Consider the following 20,465-nt stretch of genomic DNA (forward strand, 5'->3'; position numbering starts at 1 on the left):
ATTGAATGTGTTGTGCTTTGCCAGTCTGGCATCAGCAGGTACGTTACCCGCCCAATTGGCGCGCTTACTGGAGCAGTCGAGGCTGTTTGTGCTGCCACCACGCAGACCAGGCCGACATTGCCCGCGAGTCGTGAAGAACAGGGCACACAAATATCCAACGAAAAATGCCAGTCAGCGTTAACTGACTGGCATTAGGCCGCCAGGCCGGGTTTTTCATTGCCGCTCTCTTCGCGAAACGCCGCTGCGCGCTAAGAGCCTGTTCAAAATCTTGCGAGCAAGAGCGAGACAAGGCGAAAACGGCTTCGAAATGCTCATGTACCATCTGTACATTCCGCTTCCTCAGCTGTTTTCGCCTTGTCTCGCTCTTGCTCGCTAGATCGTAAACAGACTCTAAGCGTGGCGGGAGCGGCGGGTAAAGGGTGTTTTTGCCGTGGCGGGCTGTCCGTCCGGACAGGCGGCGGCGCGGACGGGGTCATGCCTGCCGGGCGGCGAGGGGGTCATGTCCCCGCGGTGCGGATCTGGGCTCGGTTCCGGTCCGCGCGATCTTGTTTTCATACATTTCATTTTCTTTTCAATGGCTTGTGCCGTTTGGTGTCAGGCGATCCGCGCGCTGTCTTTCCGGTTTCCAAATACCGTCATGCGCTTTGTCATGGTCGGAAAATTCATTCTTGTCCCTTATACCTATCGAGTATGTCTATTACAGTGCAATCCATATTGCATAACAAGACGGCGCGCCGCCGCTTGTTGGCATCCATATCGATTGGGAGGTTTAGGCATGCAAAAGGAAAGCGCCTGGAAGGCGGTGTTGCTGTTGGCCCGGTTCGCGTTGGCGGCGGCGTTCTTGTCGGCGGTGGCGGATCGTTTCGGCTTCTGGGGCCATATGGGTGAACTGGGGGTGTCCTGGGGAACGATGGAAAACTTCTATCGCCATGTGGCCAAGCTGTGCCCGTGGGCGCCGGCCGGTCTGATTCCGGTGCTGGCCTGGGCGGTGAACGCGCTGGAGGCGGTGTTGGGCGTGACCCTGTTGCTGGGCGTGCAGTTGCGCGCCTCCGCCTGGATCAGCGCGGCGCTGCTGCTGGTGTTCGCCTTGAGCATGGCCGCGTTCCAGAGCCTGAAGCTGTCGCTGAATTTCAGCGTGCTCACCTGCGCCGCCTGCGCCGCGCTGGTGTACCTGGCCAGTTCGCTGGAAGCGGCGCCGGGCGCGCGCCGCGCTTGAAGTTTCCGGGCGCGGCCGGGCCGCGCCCGCTTCCTGTCCTTATCCAAATTTAGGAGTGTTGATCATGAGTAGCTTGCGTCTTGCGTATTACGAATTGTCCCCGGAACTGCTGCAGGGCTTCCGCCTGGTGAAGCAGGGCCTGGAAAAGAGCGTGTTGGGTCTGCCGCTGATCGAGCTGATCTATCTGCGCGTGTCCCAGATCAACGGTTGTTCCTTCTGCCTGAACATGCACACCAAGGCCCTGCGCGAGCGCGAGGAAAGCGACCGCCGTTTGGCGGAGCTGGCCGGCTGGCGCGTCAGCGCCCAGTTCAGCGAGCGCGAGAAGGCCGCGCTGGAATGGGCGGAGGCGCTGACTTATGTCGTTGAAAGCCATGCCGACGACGCCGCCTATCTGCCGCTGAAAGCGCATTTCAGCGATCAGGAGATTTCCGATCTGACCTTCGCCATCGCGTTGATGAACGGCATGAACCGGCTCGCCGTTGGCATGCGTCAGTAAGCGCCTGACCAAGGGCCCGCTCGCGAGAGCGCGAGCGGGCTCGCAGACAGTCCACCCACCCGCCTGGCCGCAAGCGGCGGGCTAAACCAACGCCAGCAGACACACACCGACATGGACCACCTGATTAAAACGCAAGCCTGGGACGCGCTGTTCAACGATCCGGAACTGGGCGCCGGCAATTTCCTGTTCAAGGCCCACGCCGCCTACGGCGGCAGCCGGGAAGACTATCTGTTCCTGGAAAAGCCTTTTATCGGCCCGCGCGGCAACGCCTATCAGTCCTTTTCCTTGGACAGCCTGTTCCATCTGGTGAGCGATCTGGCGGCCTGGTACCGCCAGCAGGGCATCCAGGCGGGGCGGCATGTCTGCTTGTTCCTGGGCGACGGCATTCCGTCCTTCCTGCACTTCCTGGCGCTGGGCAGCCTGGGCTGCGTGCCGGTGCTGATCAACGGCCATCTGCGCGCGGACATCGCGGCGCTGTACGCGCAGCGCAACCGCTTCGACGTGTTCGTCTACGACAAGGAAACCGACGCGCGTTGGGACCTGGCCGGCGCGCTGCGCGGCCTCACCGCGCTGGACGCGGGCTTCAACGCCGGCGCGGCGGTGGCGTTGGCGCCGCTGCCGGCTTCCGGCTGGCCGGCGGCGGTGAAGGACGAGGACATCGTGATGGTGTGCCACAGCTCCGGCACCACCGGCATTCCCAAGGCGGTGCTGTTTGGCCACGCGCAGTTCTTCAACGGCAAGCGCGAGCGTCTGCGCGGCTTTGTCGAGCAAGACGAAGACAAGCTGGCCACGGCGATGCCGCCTACCCACGCGGCCGGCGTCAGCTATCTGATGACGGCCACCATGCTGCAATTGCCGGCGCTGGCGCTGGCGACGCAAACCGGCCAGGTGGCGGCCAATCTGATCGCCAGCTTCCAGCCCACCATCGTCACCGCGTTTTCCCAGACTTACGCCTCCTTCGCCGAACTGAACCTGCCGGACGGCTATTTCGACTCGGTGCGCCGCTATTACAACACCGGCGACACCGCGCACGAGGCGCATATCCGCCAACTGCTGCGCCTGGCGCCGCGGGGCCGCTTCACCGATATGTTCGGCGCGTCCGAGCTGGGCATGTCGCAGTTCTTCAAGGTGTCCACGCCGGAGCAAGTGGCCAGCAAGCGCACGGTGGGTGCGGCCGCGTCCTACGCGCGCTGCGACGTACTCACTCCGCAGGGCGAGTTGCTGCCGGACGGCCAGCCGGGCTATATCGGCGTGCGTTCGCCCACGGTGACGCCGGGTTATTACGGCCAGCCGCACCTGACCGCGCTGACCACGCTGAACGGCTACTGGCTGACCGGCGACATCGGCCTGCGCCTGGACAACGGCGAGTTCGTGCACCTGGACCGCATCGTGGACGCGGTGCCGACCCCGCTGGGCGTGCCGGCCTACACCCTGCTGCTGGAAGAACATTTGCTGAGCCATGCGGATCTGTTCGACGTCAGCGTGATCGGCGTTTCGCGCGGGCCGACGCGCGAAGAGGCGGTGCTGGTGCTGGCGCGCGGCAAGGCCGGCGCGGCGCTGGACGCGGACGAGGTGCTGCGCCAGGCGCTGGACTGCTTCCCGTTCAAAGGCCGCGGCGCGCTGCCGGACTACACCGTGTGCGTGGGCGTGCTGGGCGACGACTACGCGCTGCCGGTGGGCTCCACCGGCAAAGTGCTCAAGCGCGTGGAGCGCGATCAGTTCTGGAGCTGGCAGCGCGACTACGACGACGGCCTGCGCGACGTATTCAGCGCGCTGCGCTGGAACCAGTCCCTGGACCGTCAGCCGGAGGCGGCGGCGGAGCCGCAGAGCCTGCTGGACTACCTGAGGGGCTGAGGGATGGAGACGACGGACGATCTGGAAGCGCTGGAGCTGGCGTTTCAACAGCGGATAGACCGCGGCGAGAAGATAGAGCCGCAGGACTGGATGCCGGAGGCCTACCGCCGCACTTTGCAGCGGCAGATGGCGCAGCACGCTCATTCCGAATACGTGGGCATGTTGCCGGAGGGCGCCTGGATCACCCGCGCGCCCAGCCTCAGCCGCAAATGCATTTTGTTGGCCAAGGTGCAGGACGAGGCCGGCCACGCCCAGTATCTGTACAGCGCGCTGGAGAGCCTGGGCCTGAGCCGGGAGCAGGCTTACGGGCAGTTGCTGGCCGGCGAGGCCAAGTATCTGAATATTTTCAACTATCCGGCATTGAGTTGGGCGGACGTCGGCATGATCGGCTGGCTGACCGACGGCGCCGCCATCGTCAACCAAGTGCCCTTGTCGCGCTGTTCCTACGGCCCTTACGCCCGCGCCATGGTGCGCATCTGCCAGGAGGAGAGCTTCCACCACCGCCAGGGCTTTGATCTGGTGCGGCGGCTGGCGGAGGGCACGCCGGCGCAGCGGCGGATGGCGCAGGACGCGCTCAACCGCTGGTGGTGGCCGACGGTGATGGTGTTCGGCCCGCCGGACGAGGATTCGGTGCACTCGCAGCGTTCGATGCGCTGGGGCGTCAAGCTGTATTCCAACGACACCCTGCGCCAGAAGTTCGTCGATCAGACCGTGCCGCAAGTGCTGCACCTGGGCCTGACGGTGCCGGACCCGGATCTGCGTTTCAACCCGGACACCGGCCATTACGAGATCGGCCGCATCGACTGGGACGAATTCAACCGGGTGATCCGGGGCCAGGGCCTGTGCAACCGCGAACGCATCGCCAGCCGCCGCCGGTCCTGGGACGAGGGCGCCTGGGTGCGCGAAGCCGCCGCCTGCCACGCCGTCAAGCTGGCGGCGCGGCCGCAAGGAGAACGAGATGCATGAGTGGAAGCTTTGGGAAGTGTTCGCGCGCAGCCAAAACGGCGTGGCGCACCGCCACGTGGGCAGCGTGCAGGCCAGCGACGCGGCGATGGCGCTGCAGCACGCGCGCGATGTGTTCACCCGCCGCGGCGAGTTCGTCAGCTTGTGGCTGGTGGCCGCCGAAGACCTGGTGAGCAGCGGCGAGGTGGAGCGCGCGCCGTGGTTCGAGACCGCGGCGGACAAGGGCTTCCGCCACGCTACCTATTACGAGGTGCCAGAGGGAGTGCAACACCTGTGACCCTGCATCCGGAATTGAAAAACCTGCGCGCGGAATACCTGCTGCGCCTGGGCGACAACGCGCTGATTCTGTCGCAGCGCTTGTGCGAATGGTGCGGCCACGCGCCCACGCTGGAAGAAGACCTGGCGCTGAGCAATGTGGCGCTGGACTTGCTGGGCCAGGCGCGGCTGTGGCTGGACGCCGCCGGCCTCGGGCTGACGCCGCCGCAGAGCGAGGACGATCTGGCCTACGGCCGCGAGGCCCAAGCCTTCCGCAACGTGCTGCTGGCGGAGCTGACCCGCGGCAATTTCGCCGACACCCAGATGCGCCAGTTCCTGTTCGACAGCTGGCATTGCCTGCTGCTGCGCGAGCTGTCGGATTCGGCGGACGCGGAAGTGGCCGCCATCGCCGCCAAGGCGTTGAAAGAGGCCACTTACCACCTGCGCCGCAGCAGCGGCTGGGTGGTGAGGCTGGGCGACGGCAGCCGGCAAAGCCGGGAATTCTGCCGGCTGGCGCTGGAGCGCTGCTGGCATTACGTGGGCGAATTGTTCGAGATGGACGAACTGGAGCAGGCGATGCTGGCCCAGGGCGTGGGCTGCGACCTGGCCGCGCTGTATCCGGAATGGCTGGCCTACGTCAACGAAGTGCTGGCCGCGGCCACGCTGGAGCCGCCGCGCGCGGCGCCCGGCGTTAGCGGCGGCAAGCGCGGCGCGCACGGCGAGGCGCTGGTGGCCCTGCTGATGGAGATGCAGTTCCTGACCCGCGCCCATCCGGGAGCCGGCTGGTGAGCCGGGTGCACGGCCTGGAGGTGCAAAGCGGCACCGAGCGCGTTTGGGAATGGCTGGCCGGCATTCCGGACCCGGAAATGCCCTACGTCTCCATCGTGGATCTGGGCATCGTGCGCGACGTGCGCTGGGAGGACGACGCGCTGCGCGTGGTAGTGACGCCCACCTATAGCGGCTGCCCGGCCAAGGCGCAGATAGACAGCAATATCCGCCAGACCCTGCAAGACCGGGGCGTGGAGGCGGTGCGGCTGGAAACGCGGCTGCACCCGGCCTGGAGCACGGACTGGCTCAGCGAAAGCGGCCGGTCCAAGCTGCGCGCCGCCGGCATCGCCCCGCCCTTGCCGGCGGAGCCGGGCTGGCAGCGCTTGAGCTTCGTCGCCGTCGCCGCGCCGCGGGTGTCCTGTCCGCGCTGCGGTTCCGACGCCACCCGCCCGCAGGGCGAATTCGGCGGCACCGCCTGCAAGTCGCTGTATCAGTGCGACGCCTGCCGCAATCCGTTCGAGCACTTCAAGAGTTTATGAGGGAGTAGCCATGCCGCAGTTTTACCCCTTGCAGCTGACCGAGATCCAGCGCGACACGCCGGACAGCCTGCTGTTGACGCTGGAGCCGTCGGAAGAACACCGCGACCGCTTTCGCCACGAGCCGGGCCAGCATCTGACCCTGCGCGCCTGGCTGGACGGCGAGGAAGTGCGCCGCAGTTATTCGCTGTGCAACGCGCCGGACGCGCCCAAGCTGCAGCTGGCGATCAAGCGGGTGGCCGGCGGCCGCTTCTCGCAATGGGCGCACGATAGTCTGGGGCCGGGCGCGATGCTGGAAGCCTTGCCGCCGTCCGGCCGCTTCGGCCTGCCGGCGGCGCCGGAAACGGCCCGCCATTACGCCGGCTTCGCCGCCGGCAGCGGCATCACCCCGGTCTTGTCCATCCTGCAGGCCTCCTTGCTGCGCGAACCGCTCAGCCGTTTCACCCTGGTTTATTGCAACCGCAACCTGGCCTCGCTGCAGTTCCGCGAAACGCTGGCGACGCTGAAGGACCGCTACCCGGCGCGGCTGTCCCTGGTCTATCTGTTCAGCGCGGAAGAGCAGGAGATCGAGCTGTTCAACGGCCGGCTGGACCGCGAGCGCTGCCTGGCGCTATTGCGCGGCTGCCTGCCGGCGGCCTCCATCGACCACGCTTACGTTTGCGGCCCGGCCGGCATGATGGCGGCGGTGAGCCAGGCGCTGAGCGACAGCGGCCTGCCGCCGGAACGCATCCGCAGCGAACACTACGCCGCGGCCCCGGCCGCCGGTCCGGCCCGCGCCGAGCGCGCGTTGGCGGACAGCCCGGAGCGGGTGCGGGTGACGGTGAGGATGGACGGCATGCAGCGCCAGGTGGAATTGGGCGCGCCGGTGGACAACCTTTTGGACGCGCTGCTGCAAGCCGGCGTCACGCCGCGCTATTCCTGCAAGGCCGGCGTTTGCGCCACCTGCCGCTGCCAGGTGCTGGCCGGCGAAGTGGACATGGAGGCGCCGCACGCATTGGCGCCCGAGGAGGTGGCCGCCGGCTATGTGCTCAGCTGCCGCAGCCGCCCGCTGACTTCAACACTGGCGCTGTCATTCGACTGATCCGCGCCTAAGGACACACATCATGACCTCTCAAAACGCCCTGTCCCGCTGGGCGCTGACCCTCTATTGCCTGGCCACCGGGTTTTCCGTGGCGGCGGTGGTCTACCACCAATCCATGACGCAGCTGATCGCCGTCTCCTTCGGCCTGTCCGCGGACTCGCTGTGGGGGCTGTCGGTAGCCACCCAGTTCGGCTACGGCGCCGGCCTGGTTCTGGGCTTGCCGCTGGGCGACATGATCGCGCCGCGCCGGCTGATCCCCGCCGCCATGCTGGCGCTGGGCGTGGTGCTGCTGCTGGTGGGCATCGCCCCGTCGCCTTGGCTGATGGTGCTGCTGTGCGGCCTGGCCGGCCTGCTGTCCATCGCTGGCCAGCTGTTACTGGCCTACAGCGCCAAGGCGCTGGCGGCGGAGCAGCGCGGGCGGGTGGTGGGCAGCTTGCTCACTTCTTTGTTCGCCGGCCTGCTGCTGGCGCGGGTGCTGGCCGGCTGGGGCGGCGAACATATCGGCTGGCGCGGCATTTATCTGGTGGTGGGCGGCCTGACCTTCGTCATCGGCCTGGCGCTGCGCGGCTGCATCGGCGAGGTGCCGCTGGCCGGCCAGCTGCGCTACGGCCGCATGCTGAGCCAGCAGGGCGCGCTGTGGCTGAAGCTGCCGGAGCTGCGCCGTCTGGCGCTGGTGGCCGCCTGCTTCTTCGCCGCCTCCAACGGCATCTGGGCCAATTTGTCCTCGCTGACCCATTCCACCCTGAACTGGAACGCCGGCCAGACCGGCCTGCTGGCCTTCACCTCCATCGCCGCGCTGCGCGCGCCGTGGTTGGCGCAACGCCTGCAACGGCGGCTGGACTGGCACGGCGTGATCGCGCTGCTGGGCATCGCCATCGCCGCCACCTCGCTGGCCGGCGTCTGGCTGGGCAGCCAGGTGCTGATGATCGTGGCTTTCCTGATGGTGACCGATCTGGGCGTGCGTTCGGTACAGACCATTGCCCAGGGTCGGGTGCTGGGCATAGACCCCGCCGCCGCCTCGCGGCTGAACAGCTTGTTCATGACGGTTTTCTTCTTCGGCGCCGCGCTGGGCTCCTGGTTGGGCGGCATCGCCATCCACCGCTTGGGCTGGGCCGGCATGTATCTGTTCCCGGCGGCCTGCGCCGCCGCCGGGCTGCTGTTCCTGAGCTGGCGCAACCCCGCGCTGCGCTTTGCCCGGGCCTGATTTCGCAACACCGCAACACCTGGACGCCGCGGCGCTTTCCGCGCCGCGAACCGCACACTTCGATTGGGAGATGGACATGGAAGCATTGTTGGAAAAGAGCGGCAGCAAGACCCCGTTGATCGCAGGCATGAGCTTGATCTGGGCCGACTGGCTGAAAGAAGAAGACCTGCAGGACCTGGTGGAACACCCGCTGCTGCAAGCGCTGGAACGCAATGAGGCCAGCCTGGCCACCGTGCGCACCCTGCTGATTCAGCACAGCCATTACTCGCGCCACTTCACCCGCTATCTGTGCGCCTTGATGGGCCAACTGAGCGATCCGGCCGACGTGATGGCGCTGATGGAAAACATGCGCGAGGAAATGGGCGTGGACGGCGGCAGCGCCATCACCCACGCCGAAATGTTCCAGCGCACCTTGCGCGTGGTGGGCGCGGTGCCGGCCTCGCACGCGCCGCTGCCGCAGACCCTGGCGATGGTGGACACCATGATGGGCCACTGCCAGTCCTCGGACGCGTTGGCCGGCCTGGCCGCGATGTGCCTGGGCGCGGAAGCCATCGTGCCGTTGATCTACCGCCCCATCCTGCAAGCGCTGCAACACCACGGTTTTGGCGAGGACGCCACCGAGTTCTTCAGCCTGCACATCGAGGAAGACGAAGACCACGCGCTGACCATGCTGGCCATCATGCAGCGCCTGACCCTGGACCAGGACGCGCGCCGCGAGCAAGCCATCGCCGTGGGCCGCGAGCTGATCGCCCGCCGCGTGGCGATGTTCGACGCCATCTGGGCGCATTGCCAGGCGCAGCCGGCCGCCGCGCCCGCCGCGGCCCCGGCCGGCCATTTCTCCTCCGCCGATTTCTGGCGCGTGCCCAGCCAGTTGCAGGCCCAGTTGCCGGCGCGGCTGAGCCACGAGCAGGTGATGGCAGCCAGCCAGGGCGGCGACCAGGCCTTCTCCTCCGAGCGCAAGCACAAGGTGCACATCGTCGATCTGCCCAGCCGCACCATCAGCCTGACCATAGGCCGGCTGGAAGAGGGCGAGTCCACCCGCCTGCACCGCCACAACTACGAGACGGTGATCTACGTCACCCAGGGTCAGGGCTATTCCCGCATTGGCGACCGCCAGGTGCCGTGGCGCGCCGGCGACGCCATCTACGTGCCGGTTTGGGCCGAGCACCAGCACGTCAATACCGGCGCGGAGGAGTGCGTCTACCTGGCCTGCGAGAACGCGCCCTTGTTGCAGAACCTGGGCGGCATCGCGCTGCGCGAGGAACTGAGCGCCTGAAGCCCGGCCGCGTCTCCCGCCCCTGGGCGGCGCGGCCCGCCAGCCTTGCCCGGCGCAAGCGGCCCTTGTCGGGCGGGCTTTTCCCAATCAGCACCCGATAAACGAGATCCCGATGCTGACACTATCCAAAGCCTGGAGCCCAAGCAGCTGGCAGGCGAAACCGCACACGCAAATGCCTGATTACGACGACGGCGCCGCGCTGCATGCCGTGCTGTCGCGTCTGAGCGCCTATCCCAACCTAGTGCCCTCCGCCGAAATCCGCCGGCTGCGCGCCGCGCTGGCCGGCGTGGCGAGGGGCGAGGGTTTCGTCATCCAGGCCGGCGACTGCGCCGAGCGCTTCGCCGGCCTGCGGCCGGACGTGCTGGGCGGCCACTACCGCCTGCTGGAGCGTATGGCCGCGGACCTGGGCCAGGCGCTGCAACGCCCGGTGCTGCGCATCGGCCGCATCGCCGGCCAGTACGCCAAGCCGCGCAGCCAGCCGCAGGAAGCGCTGGGCGGATTGAGCCTGCCCAGCTACCGCGGCGACATCATCAACGGCGTGGAATTCGCCGCCGCCGCGCGCGCCCACGACCCGCAGCGGCTGGAATCCGCTTACTTCCACGCCGCCGCCAGCCTCAACTACCTGCGCGGCCTGGACCGCGAGGCCGCGCCGCGCGACAGCGGCTACTACGTTAGCCACGAGGCGCTGCTGCTGCCCTATGAACAGGCCCAACTGCAACAGGACGAGCGGGGCGACTGGTATTGCGGCTCCGGCCACTTCCTGTGGGTGGGCGAACGAACCCGCCAACTGGACGGCGCGCACGTGGAATTCCTGCGCGGCGTGAACAACCCCGTGGGCGTCAAAGTGGGTCCCGGCATGGCGCGCGACGAACTGCTGCGTCTGATCGACGCGCTGAACCCGGACAACGAGGCCGGCCGGCTGACCCTGATCACCCGCTTCGGCGCGGCTCACATCCAGCGCCTGCCGGAACTGCTGAACGCGGTGCGCGCCGAAGGCCGCCACGTGTTGTGGCTGTGCGACCCGATGCACGGCAACGGGGTACAGGCCGCCAACGGCGTGAAGACCCGGCGCTATGAAGACATCCTGGCCGAGGTGGAGGCCTTCCTCGCCGCCCACCGCGACTGCGGCAGCCACGCCGGCGGCGTGCACCTGGAATTGAGCGCCCAGGACGTCACCGAATGCCTGGGCGGACCGGAGGCGCTGGCCGAGGAAGACCTGGGCCGCGCCTATCACAGCAGCTGCGACCCGCGGCTCAACCCACGCCAGGCGCTGGCCCTGACCGATCGCTTGATCGCCGCGTTGACCCAGCCCTCCGGCGCGGCGGCGAGGCCGGCGCCGGACGCCGCCGCCCCGGAACCGCTGATCAATCTGGCCGAGCGCCTGGCCGCCAGCCGGCCGGACAGCGACCGGCTCTGCTTTGTCGGCCCCGGCTTCAGCCTCAGCTACCGCCAGCTCAACCGCGCGGTGCGCCGCCAGGCCGCCTGGCTGCAAACCGAAGGCGTGGCCGCCGGCGAGCGCGTGCTGATTGCCCTGGACGACGGCCCGGAGCTGGCGGTGGCTTTCTACGCCGCGCTGGCGGTGGGCGCTTTGCCGGTGGTGGCCAATCCGCGGCTGGACGCCGCCTCGCTGCACCATCTGCTGGCCGACGCCGCCCCGGCGCTGTGCCTGGGCCAGTCCTCGCAGATCGCGGTGTGGCCGGCCGCGGCCAAGCTGCGGCTGCTGGACGCCGGCGCTCACCTGGAATGGCTGGCCGGCGACAGCGCCGACGACGATTGGGACGATTTCGCGCGCCAGCCGGAAGACGCGCCGGCGCTGATCCAGTACACCTCCGGCAGCACCGGCCAGGCCAAGGGCGTGGTGCACAGCGCCCGCTCCATGCTGGCGGTGTGCTCGCACTTCGCCGCCGGCCAACTGCGGCTGGGCGCGGACGACGTGCTGTACTCGGCGCCCAAATCCTTCTTTGGCTACGGGATGGGCAACAGCCTGTTCTTCCCGCTGTATCTGGGCGCTTGCGGCGTGCTGGACGGCGCCTGGCCGTCGGCCGAACGCGTGGCCGGCGTGCTGCGTCAGTTCCGCCCCACCGTGCTGTTCGCCGTGCCCACTCTGTACCGGCTGCTGCTGGAACACGGCCTGGAGCCGTCCGACGTGGCGATCCGGCTGGCCTTCTCCGCCGGGGCTCCGCTGTCCGCCCCCTTGGCGCGGCGCTGGCGTCAGCGTTTCGGCTTTGATCTGCACGATGGCATCGGCGCCACCGAAATGTGCCATGTGTTCGCCACCAGCTACCCGGACGCGCTGCGCTCCGGCAGCGTTGGCCGCATGTTGCCGGGCTGGGAGGCGCGCATCGTCGACGCCGACGGCCGGGACGCGCCGGCCGGCGAATGCGGGGTGCTGCTGGTCAAGGCGCCCAGCCGCGCGCTGGGCTACTGGCGGCGTCCGCAGGAAGAACAGGAGCGTTTCCAGGACGGCTGGTATCGCACCGGCGACCTGTTCAGCCGCGACGAGCACGGCTATCTGAGTTTCCACGGCCGCGAGGACGACCGCTTCAAGGTGTTCGGCCGCTGGGTGGTGCCGGTGGAAATCGAAAACCTGCTGGCCGCGTTGTTGCCGGAACTGGGCGACGCCTATGTGGTGGCCGCGCCGGACCGCGACGGCGAAGCCCGCCCGGCGCTGATTCTGCGCGCCGGCGACGACAGCGAGGCGCTGGTACGCCTGGTGCACGCCACGCTGGAAGCCCATCTGGAAAGCTATAAGCGTCCGGCGCTGGTGCTGGCGCTGGAGGAGATTCCGCTGAACAAGAACGGCAAGCCGGACCGGCGTGCGATGGCGCAGCTGGCCGCCCGGGAACAGGCGGAGCGCAAGGAGGAAAAAGTATGCTGAGCGAAGAGGCGTTTCTGCGTTACGGCGACCACGGCTTCAGCCTGGCGCCGCTGTGGCGGACCCTGCCGCTGCCGGCGGGCGCGGACCCGCTGGCGCTGTACCAGGCGCTGGCCAACCAGGGCAGGGACTATCTGTTTGAAACCGGCCACTGGCGCTACGGCGAATTCCAGCGCGCCTATTCGGTGATCGGCCTGCCCTGCCGCGAGCGGGTGGAACTGGACGAAGGCCGGCTGCGCCATTGGCGCGACGGCCAACTGCTGCGCGAACTGGAGTGCGAGGACCCGCTGGCGGAGCTGGCCAGGCTGCGGCTGGGCTGGACCGCGCCGCATTTCAGCGCCTTGCCGCCGTTCTCCGGCGGCCTGTTCGGCTATTTCGGCTTTGAAACCACCCGTTTGATCGAGCCGCGGCTGCGCCGCCAGCCGCGCAAACCGTCAGGGCTGGCGCTGCCGGACGCGCTGCAATGGCTGAGCCTGGATTTGCTGGTGCTGGACCACCAGCAGGCCAGCGTCTACTGCATCGTCCACGAATCCACCGAGGCGACGGCCGCTTACGCGCGCGGCCAGCGGCGCTTGAGGGAGCTGTGCGAGCGCACCCGCGCGCTGCTGGCGGAACCGCCGGCGCCGCCGCCGGCGTTCGCCGCGGACGCGGCGGCGGACCCCGCGCTGAATCACGCTTTTTCGCGCGAGGACTTCCAGCGGGCGGTGGGCCGGATCAAGGACTACATCGCCGCCGGCGACGTGATGCAGGTGGTGCTGTCCCAGCGCATGAGCCAGCCCTTCGCCGCCGATGCGCCCACGCTGTACCGGGCTCTGTCCGGCCTGGGCGACACGCCTTACCGCTACCTGCTCAATCTGGGCGACGCCCAGATCGTCGGCGCCTCGCCGGAAATGCTGTTCCGCCAGCAAGACGAGCGGGTGACCAGCCGCCCGATGGCCGGCACCCGCCGCCGCGGCGCGGACGCGGCGGAAGACCAGGACCTGCGCCGCGAACTGCTGGCCGATCCCAAGGAAATCGCCGAGCACATGATGCTGGTGGACCTGGCGCGCAACGATCTGGGCCGGCTGGCCGAGCTGGGCAGCGTGCAGGTGGACGAGTTGCTGACCGTGGAGAACTTTTCCCACGTCATGCACATCGTCTCCACCGTGTCCGGCAAGCTGCCGCAACAGGCGCAGGCGCTGGACGTACTCAAGAGCACCTTCCCGGCCGGCACCCTCAGCGGCGCGTCCAAGGTGCGGGCGCTGGAAGTGATCGCCGAGCTGGAGCCGCATTCGCGCGGCGTCTACGGCGGCTCCATCGGCTACATCGGCTGGCGCGGCAACGCCGACCAGGCCATCACCATACGCACCGGCGTGCTGCAAGGCGGCCAACTGCACGTGCAGGCCGGCGCCGGCGTGGTGCAGGACTCGCTGGCCGAGCGCGAATGGCAAGAGACCCTGGAAAAAAGCCGGCTGATGCTGCTGGCGGCCAAGCTGGCCGCGGCGGCGCGGCAAGAGGAGGCGGCATGCATTTGATGATCGATAACTACGATTCCTTCACCTACAACGTGGTGCAGTACCTGGGCATGCTGGGCGCGGACATCATGGTGAGGCGCAACGACGAGATCAGCCTGGAGGAGATAGAAGCGTTGCGGCCGCGCTCGCTGATCGTTTCGCCCGGACCCTGTTCGCCCGCCGAGGCCGGGGTGTCGCTGGCGGCGATTCGCCGCTTCGCCGGCCGCCTGCCCATCCTCGGCATCTGCCTGGGCCACCAGTGCATCGCCGCCGCCTTCGGCGCGCAAGTCCGCCGCGCCGACGAAGTGCTGCACGGCAAGGTGTCGCGCCTCCATCACGACGGCGAGGGCCTGTTCGAAGGCCTGGCCGACGGCCTCAAGGTGGCGCGCTACCACTCGCTGGTGGCGGACGCGCTGCCGGAGGAACTGGTCGCCACCGCCTGGGCGCTGCGCGCCGACGGCGGCCGGGGCGAGATCATGGCGCTGCGCCACCGCAGCTTGCCCATTCACGGCCTGCAATTCCATCCGGAATCGGTGCTGACCGAACAAGGGCTCAGCATGCTGGGCAATTATCTGCGGCTGGCGGAGCGCGCCGCGCAAGCGGAAGCCGAACCTATCTGACACGCGTAAGGGGCGGCCATGGCCGCCCACGCCAAGAAAGCGACAAGATGCAAGATCCCCATTTTTCCAAGGCCTACCCGATCCGCTTCTCCCACTGCGATCCGGCCGGCATCGTTTACTTCCCGCAATACCTGGTGCTGAGCAACTGGCTGGTGGAAGACTGGTTCACCGAAGGGCTGGGCATCAGCTTCGCCGACTTCATCGGCCCGCGCCGGCTGGGCCTGCCCATCGTCAAGCTGGACTGCGAATTCCTGCGCCCGTCCCGCCAGGGCGATCAGCTGACGCTGCAACTGCGCGTGGCGCGGCTGGGCGGCAGCTCGCTGACCCTGGACATCGAAGGCCACGCCAACGGCGAACTGCGGCTGCGTTGCCGCCAGGTGCTGGTGCACACCTCGCTGGACAGCGGCGCCGCCATCGACGCCCCGGCCGACGTGCGCGCCGCCTTGAGCGGTTTGCTGGAGGAGGCGGCGGCATGATGCAAATCCTGCAACCACCGGAATGGGCGCGCCCGCGCGGCTACGCCAACGGCATCGCCGCGCGCGGCACCCTGGTGTTCACCTCCGGCCAGCTGGGCTGGGACGCGGAAGAAAAGCTGGTGGGGCCGGGCTACGCCGAGCAGGCGATCCAGATCCTGAAGAACATCGTGGCGGTTCTGGCCGAGGCCGGCGCGCGGCCGGAGCATCTGGTGCGGTTGACCTGGTATGTGTCCGACCGCGACGCTTATTTCGCCGAGGCCCGGGAAGTGGGCCGCGCCTACCGGGAGCTGATCGGCCATTTCCCGGTGATGAGCGCGTTCCAGGTGGCGTCTTTGATGGTGCCGGGGGCCAAGGTGCAGATCGAGGCGACGGCGGTGATTCCGGATTGAGGCTTACTGGGTCGGGCGGGGCCCTTGGGCGACGCCCGCCAAGCCCCGCCGTTTTCAACGCCGTATCGACGACGCGCGGCAGATCGTAAACAGGTTCTCAGCCGCCCGACGGCAAGGACCGGCCTTCCAGACATAGGCGCAGATTCCGCGCCTGTTGCGCGGCCTGCTCCGGCGTGGCCACATTGGCGAAACCGAACAACAGCCCTTTGCCGCAATCCGCCTCCAGCGCCCGCGCAGACAGCGCGGCGATGCCGAAGCGCTCGCGCTTGGCGCGCTGAGCCAAGGCGATGTCGTCCTCCGAACGATGCAGCCGCGCCAGCAAATGCAGGCCGCAGGCCGGCACGTCGAAACTCATTCGTTCGCCGAACTCATGCCGCAAACTGGCGATCACCAGCTCGCGGCGCTGGGCGTAGGCGGAGCGCATCTTGCGCAGATGGCGGATGAAGTGCCCTTCCTGCATGAAATCCACCACCACCCCCTGATTCAACAGCGGGCAGCCGTCGTGCCAGGTGTGGCAGGCGGCGTTGAAGCGCGTCAGCAGGGGCTTGGGCACCACCAGATAGGCCAGGCGCAGCGCCGGGCTCAATACCTTGCTGAAGCTGCCGACGTAGAGCACGTTGTCGTTGGCGCCCAGGCTGGCCAGCGCCGGCTGCGGGCGACCGTCGTAGCGGTATTCGCTGTCGTAATCGTCTTCGATGATGAAGGCGTTGTTGTGCTCGGCCCAGGCCAGCAGCTCAAGGCGCCGCACCAGGGACAGCGACACCCCCAGCGGGCTTTGATGCGCCGGGGTCACCAGCGCGAAACGGGCGTGCGGCGCTCTCTCCTTGGCGATGGCCACCTGCATGCCGTCCCGGTCCACCGGCACCGGCACCAGCTCCGCGCCCATTTCCGCCATCAGGTGACGGCTGGGCGGGAAACAGGGGTCTTCAATCCACACCTGGTCCAGCGGCCGCAGCAGGGTGCGGCCGATCAAATTCAGCGCGCCGCGGTAGCCGGCGGTGATGAATACCTGCTGCGGCGAGCAGTCCAGCCCGCGCGACAGGTGCAGATAGGCGGCGATGGCCTCGCGCAGCGGCCCGTAGCCGGCGGGCTGCGGGTAGGACAGAAAACGGTTTTGCAGCCGCAGCTGGCGGGTGTTCAGGCTGGCCCACAATTTGCGCGGGAACAGGTCCAGCGCCGGCAAGCCCAGTTGATAGGGCAGGGGCTGCCAGTCCGAGGCGGAGTCGAACAAGGACAAGCTGGCCGGGCGCGGCGCCGGCGCGTCCGCAGGGCGGGGCTGCTGCATGCGCACTTCCGCCAGCCGCGGCGACACCACGGTGCCGGCCTGGCCGCGCGCCTCCAGATAGCCTTCGCCTATCAATAATTCGTAAGCCAGCTCGACGGTATTGCGCGACACTTGCAGCTCGCTAGCCAGCGCGCGGATGGACGGCACCCGTTGTCCCGGCGTCAGGCTGCCCTGGCTGATGGCCTGGATGAAGCGTTGATACACTTGGCGGTACAGCGGCAGCGCGTCGTCCTGACTGGATAGCTCCGGGGCGGCAAGGCCGGCGCTCACGTCGGCGCTCCCGAGCGCGGACAGGAGAAGAGGGGGACTTGCGGCAACTGAGGCATGGCGGCTTCCTGAAAGCGGTTTAGTTTGAAAGTCGATAGCCGTTGCAGAATCAATTCTGACATTTGCTGTCATCATTAAAAACAAAACAATATGCTCATGTCAAATTAAGATTCCGCAGCCGCGCCCGTAGTTCGGGGAAACATCCTTCCGGCGCGGCGGTCAAGCACTAGACGGACGAATTCATTGAAGCAAGGAGAGCAAGCGTGTTGACCATGGGGTTTCTGAGCTGGTTGTTCGGGGATGAGAATCTGATGTCCTTGCTGGCGCAGAACTGGGTGCTGGGGGTGTGGATCGTGGCCGCCATCGTGTTTTGCGAAACCGGTCTGGTGGTCCTGCCCTTCCTGCCCGGCGACGGGCTCTTGTTCGCCACCGGTGCCTTGTTGGGCGCGCAGGGCGTGTCGCCGTGGTGGCCCATGGGGCTGATCATGCTGGCGGCCATCCTGGGGGATTTGCTGAATTACAGCATTGGCCGCTCCGCCTTGGGACAGACGCTGATCCGCCGCGGCTGGGTCAAGCCGCGGCATCTGGCCAAGACCCAAACCTTTTTCGACCGCTACGGCGCGCCCACCATCACCATCGGCCGTTTCGTGCCCATCGTGCGCACGGTGGCGCCGTTCCTGGCCGGCTTGACCGGCATGTGTCCGCGACACTTCGCCTGCTACAACGTGCTGGGCGCGGTGATCTGGTGCGGCGGGCTGGTGTCCATGGGCTATTGGCTGGGGGCGATTCCATGGGTGCAGGACAATATGCTGTGGCTGGTGCTGGGCATGGTCGCGCTGCTCTTGCTGCCGCCGCTGTGGCAATGGCAGCGCAGCCGCCGGAACGGCTGAGCCGGACTCAGCGCGGCCCTAGCAGCCGTTGCAGGGTGGCCGCCGTGGGCAAGCCCTGCACTTTTTGCAGCTGGCCCTGGGCGTCGCGGTAGAAGGAGGCCGGGGTGGCGAACACGCCGAAGCGTTCCATCAACTGTTGGTTGGCCGCCAGTTTGGCGCCGACGGCGGCCGGCGGTTTGGCCAGCGGTTGGATTGAAGCGCCGGCCTCGTGGCGCGCCAGCGCGGCGGCCGGGTCCGGCGCGGCCAGCAGGGCGGCGGCCTTGGCCGGGCTGTCTTCGGCCAGCAGGCCCACCAGGATGTGGCGGATCTGGACCTTGCCGGCCTGGACCCAGGGCCGGGCGTCGCGCCAGAGTTGTCGGCAGTACGGGCAGTTGGGATCAGTGAAGGTGTAGATCACGCGTTGGGCGCCGGCCTTGCCGTCGGCGATCCAGTGGCTGGTCTCCAGCTGCCGCCACAGCGCGGCGCTGAATTGCCGGTCCAGCAGCTCGGAGTTCCATTTTTCGCCCTTGGCGTCGGTGACGTTGCCGACGATGGCCTGCTGGCCGTTCGCGGTCAGGTAGACGGCCTGCGGGCGGCCCAGGTAGAGCGAGGCGTAGCCGGTGAGCCCGGATGGGCCGGGAAAGCTGCCGAGAATTTCATAGCCCTGGGCCTCCAGTGCCTGGATAGGCGCCGGCCAGGGCTGGGCGTGGGCCGGGAGGGCGTTCAGGCTGAGCCAGAGCGCCAGCGGCGCCAGGCGGAGAACGAGCGGAGCGGTCATGGTGCGCTTATTCCTTGGAGTTTGAGCGGGCGAGCGTTTGCAGTTTGCTGGCCAGGGTGGCCGTGGAGAGTTCGCCCAGATGGACGGAGGCCAGACGTCCGTCTGCGTCGAAAAACAGCGTGGTGGGCAGCGCCACGGAGCCGTATTCCCGGCCCAGAGCGCCGGCGGGGTCCAGCAGCACGTGCTGAAGCCGCAGCGGCTGTTTGCGGAAGAAATCGCGCACCGCGACTTCGTCCTCGCCCTGGTTGGCGAAAAGGAAGCGCACGTCGGACCTTTGCTGTTGGGCGTCTTGCAGCAGCGGCATTTCCCTCAGGCAGGGCGGACACCAACTGGCCCAGAGGTTGAGCACCACCGGCTTGCCGCTGGCCAGGGCCGGCAGCGAGGCGGGCGGGCCGTCCAACTGGCGCAGTACGCGCGGAGACAGCGAGGCCTCGGTGCCGCTTTGTTGCAGCGCTTCGCCGCCGGCCCAGACCAGGGCGCCTGTCAGGACGGCGGCGGCCAGCGGGCGGCGCCGTTCCGGCCGGCGCCAGCCGCGCCACGCGGCCAGGGCGAGCGCGGCGGCGATGCCGGCCCAGGGCAGAAAGCCGCCGTCGCGCAGGTCCAGCATCGCCAGCGGCTGGTGGGCGTACAGCGAAAACCAATACAGGACGAAACCGACGCGCGCGGCGACGAAGCCCCACAGCAGCATGTCGTTGAGGTGGGCGGCCACGCTGACGCGGCGGCCTCGACCGGCGAGCAGGCCGGCGCTGTGGGCGGCCAGCCAGGCGGCGACGACGACGATGGTCAGGCTGGTGGGAATGGCCAGCGGGCCAAGGTGGAAAGAGAGCATGGTTCAGTCCTGTGCCGCGCGGGGCGGCATGGCGGGGGCTCCCTCTTCGCGCCGGCCGCTTAAGATGGCCGTGCGCGTGGCGGGGGCTGTTTTTTTAATCGTTTGAATAGACTGAGTTCTTTCCAAAAAATTCAGAGGGTCGCGTCGGTTTGGCGTCAAGCCGGCGTCAACGCGGGCCAAGAATGCGGCGCAGCAGTTCGGAATTGGGCGCGCCCTGGATTTTTTGCAGGGCGCCCTTGGCGTCGGCATAGAAGATCACCGGGGTGGCGAACACGCCAAAGCGCTCCATCAGTTGATGGTTGGCTTCCAGTTTGGCGCGCGCCTCGGCGGGCGGCTTTGTCAGCGGTTTGACGCCGCCGCTGGCGTGTTGCCGCTCATGGCGGTTCAGCGCGGCGGCCGGGTCGGCATCGGCCAGGATGGCGGCGGCCTTGCCCGGGCTATCCGCCTTGATCACGCCCACCAGGATATGGCGGATTTGAACCTTGCCGGCTTGCACCCAGGGGCGGGCGTCGTTCCAGAAGCGGTTGCAGTAGGGGCAATTGGGGTCGGTGAAGACATAGACGGTGCGCGGGGCGCGGGCGTCGCCGTCGGCGACCCAGTGGCTGTTTTCCAGCTGCCGCCACAGGACTTGGCTGAATTGCCGTTCCAGTTGCGAGGCGTTCCAAGGCTCGCCGTTGGCGTCGCTGAGCTGGCCGACGAGGGCCTGCTTGCGGTCCTGAGTCAGGTAGACGGTTTGAGGCCGTCCCAGATAAAGAGCGGTGTAGCCGCTGAGGCCGCCAGGCGCGGGGAAGCTGCCCAGGATTTGATAGCCTTGGCGTTCCAGCGCCTGGATGGGAGCGGGCCTGGCCGGCGCGGCCAAGGCGTGGACGGGCAGGCTCAAGGCCAGCAGCAGGGGCGGAATCATTCTGAAAAACATCGATAGTCCTTTGCGGTGT

Annotated in this window: 20 protein-coding genes; 16 read left to right on the top strand and 4 right to left on the bottom strand. The window is 67.9% G+C overall.

All coding sequences use genetic code 11. From position 1 onward, the window contains the following. Positions 1–775: 775 nt before the first annotated feature. From B0T39_RS19240 to B0T39_RS19320, 15 genes are all read left to right on the top strand, one after another. A complete protein-coding gene (locus tag B0T39_RS19240; protein WP_052052126.1) occupies positions 776–1,216 on the top strand; it encodes a MauE/DoxX family redox-associated membrane protein in 441 nt (146 codons plus the stop codon). Between the two features lie 64 nt (positions 1,217–1,280). After that, positions 1,281–1,712 (top strand): carboxymuconolactone decarboxylase family protein, encoded by a 432-nt coding sequence (locus tag B0T39_RS19245; RefSeq protein ID WP_081549457.1) that lies wholly within the window; start codon positions 1,281–1,283, stop codon positions 1,710–1,712. Positions 1,713–1,823: 111 nt separating this feature from the next. Further along, entirely contained in the window at positions 1,824–3,566 is a 1,743-nt protein-coding gene (locus B0T39_RS19250) for a class I adenylate-forming enzyme family protein (protein ID WP_081549459.1), read from the top strand. 3 nt (positions 3,567–3,569) lie between these two features. Beyond that, positions 3,570–4,532 carry a 1,2-phenylacetyl-CoA epoxidase subunit PaaA gene (gene paaA / locus B0T39_RS19255; RefSeq protein ID WP_019104275.1) on the top strand — a complete coding sequence of 321 codons (963 nt, stop codon included), beginning with the start codon at positions 3,570–3,572 and terminating at the stop codon, positions 4,530–4,532. Then, on the top strand, positions 4,525–4,806 hold the full coding sequence (gene paaB / locus B0T39_RS19260) for a 1,2-phenylacetyl-CoA epoxidase subunit PaaB (protein WP_019104274.1): 282 nt from the start codon (positions 4,525–4,527) through the stop codon (positions 4,804–4,806). The genes paaA and paaB overlap by 8 nt, the downstream gene beginning before the upstream one ends. After that, positions 4,803–5,573: a 1,2-phenylacetyl-CoA epoxidase subunit PaaC gene (paaC, locus tag B0T39_RS19265; protein ID WP_081549461.1), complete on the top strand. Its 771-nt coding sequence runs from the start codon at positions 4,803–4,805 to the stop codon at positions 5,571–5,573. The genes paaB and paaC overlap by 4 nt, the downstream gene beginning before the upstream one ends. Then, positions 5,570–6,091, top strand: a complete 522-nt coding sequence (paaD, locus tag B0T39_RS19270) for a 1,2-phenylacetyl-CoA epoxidase subunit PaaD (protein ID WP_217806286.1) — start codon at positions 5,570–5,572, stop codon at positions 6,089–6,091. The genes paaC and paaD overlap by 4 nt, the downstream gene beginning before the upstream one ends. Before the next feature lie 10 nt (positions 6,092–6,101). Continuing rightward, on the top strand, positions 6,102–7,169 hold the full coding sequence (locus B0T39_RS19275; protein WP_081549463.1) for a 2Fe-2S iron-sulfur cluster-binding protein: 1,068 nt from the start codon (positions 6,102–6,104) through the stop codon (positions 7,167–7,169). Between the two features lie 22 nt (positions 7,170–7,191). Further along, positions 7,192–8,373 (top strand): MFS transporter, encoded by a 1,182-nt coding sequence (locus B0T39_RS19280; protein WP_081549467.1) that lies wholly within the window; start codon positions 7,192–7,194, stop codon positions 8,371–8,373. Positions 8,374–8,449: 76 nt separating this feature from the next. Then, entirely contained in the window at positions 8,450–9,649 is a 1,200-nt protein-coding gene (locus B0T39_RS25935; RefSeq protein WP_217806287.1) for an iron-containing redox enzyme family protein, read from the top strand. Between the two features lie 112 nt (positions 9,650–9,761). Then, positions 9,762–12,527, top strand: a complete 2,766-nt coding sequence (locus B0T39_RS25940; protein WP_217806288.1) for a 3-deoxy-7-phosphoheptulonate synthase — start codon at positions 9,762–9,764, stop codon at positions 12,525–12,527. Then, positions 12,521–14,038, top strand: a complete 1,518-nt coding sequence (locus B0T39_RS19305) for an anthranilate synthase component I family protein (protein ID WP_081549469.1) — start codon at positions 12,521–12,523, stop codon at positions 14,036–14,038. The genes B0T39_RS25940 and B0T39_RS19305 overlap by 7 nt, the downstream gene beginning before the upstream one ends. After that, entirely contained in the window at positions 14,029–14,637 is a 609-nt protein-coding gene (locus B0T39_RS19310; RefSeq protein ID WP_081549473.1) for an anthranilate synthase component II, read from the top strand. Before B0T39_RS19305 ends, B0T39_RS19310 begins: the two co-directional genes overlap by 10 nt. Positions 14,638–14,684: 47 nt before the next feature. Beyond that, a complete protein-coding gene (locus tag B0T39_RS19315; RefSeq protein WP_081549475.1) occupies positions 14,685–15,113 on the top strand; it encodes an acyl-CoA thioesterase in 429 nt (142 codons plus the stop codon). Continuing rightward, positions 15,110–15,502, top strand: coding sequence for a RidA family protein (locus B0T39_RS19320; protein WP_081549478.1), 393 nt, complete (start codon positions 15,110–15,112; stop codon positions 15,500–15,502). Before B0T39_RS19315 ends, B0T39_RS19320 begins: the two co-directional genes overlap by 4 nt. 97 nt (positions 15,503–15,599) lie before the next feature. Here B0T39_RS19320 and B0T39_RS19325 read toward each other — a convergent pair whose 3' ends face one another. After that, the gene (locus B0T39_RS19325) at positions 15,600–17,057 is read right to left on the bottom strand and encodes a PLP-dependent aminotransferase family protein (RefSeq protein ID WP_217806289.1); all 1,458 of its coding nucleotides are present in this window, start codon (positions 17,055–17,057) and stop codon (positions 15,600–15,602) included. A gap of 269 nt (positions 17,058–17,326) precedes the next feature. Between B0T39_RS19325 and B0T39_RS19330 the strand changes: the two genes are divergently transcribed. Then, positions 17,327–17,944: a VTT domain-containing protein gene (locus B0T39_RS19330; RefSeq protein ID WP_176219608.1), complete on the top strand. Its 618-nt coding sequence runs from the start codon at positions 17,327–17,329 to the stop codon at positions 17,942–17,944. A gap of 7 nt (positions 17,945–17,951) precedes the next feature. On the opposite strand, the gene dsbG (B0T39_RS19335) is transcribed toward B0T39_RS19330, so the two are convergent. From dsbG (B0T39_RS19335) to dsbG (B0T39_RS19345), 3 genes are all read right to left on the bottom strand, one after another. Beyond that, on the bottom strand, positions 17,952–18,701 hold the full coding sequence (gene dsbG, locus B0T39_RS19335; protein WP_081549481.1) for a thiol:disulfide interchange protein DsbG: 750 nt from the start codon (positions 18,699–18,701) through the stop codon (positions 17,952–17,954). 7 nt (positions 18,702–18,708) lie between these two features. Then, positions 18,709–19,530 (bottom strand): TlpA disulfide reductase family protein, encoded by an 822-nt coding sequence (locus B0T39_RS19340; RefSeq protein WP_081549483.1) that lies wholly within the window; start codon positions 19,528–19,530, stop codon positions 18,709–18,711. A gap of 166 nt (positions 19,531–19,696) precedes the next feature. Then, positions 19,697–20,446 carry a thiol:disulfide interchange protein DsbG gene (dsbG, locus tag B0T39_RS19345; protein ID WP_081549485.1) on the bottom strand — a complete coding sequence of 250 codons (750 nt, stop codon included), beginning with the start codon at positions 20,444–20,446 and terminating at the stop codon, positions 19,697–19,699. Positions 20,447–20,465 lie beyond the last annotated feature (19 nt).

This window comes from Chromobacterium haemolyticum, from assembly GCF_002081825.1.
In the GTDB taxonomy this organism is placed as follows: Bacteria; Pseudomonadota; Gammaproteobacteria; order Burkholderiales; family Chromobacteriaceae; genus Chromobacterium; species Chromobacterium fluminis.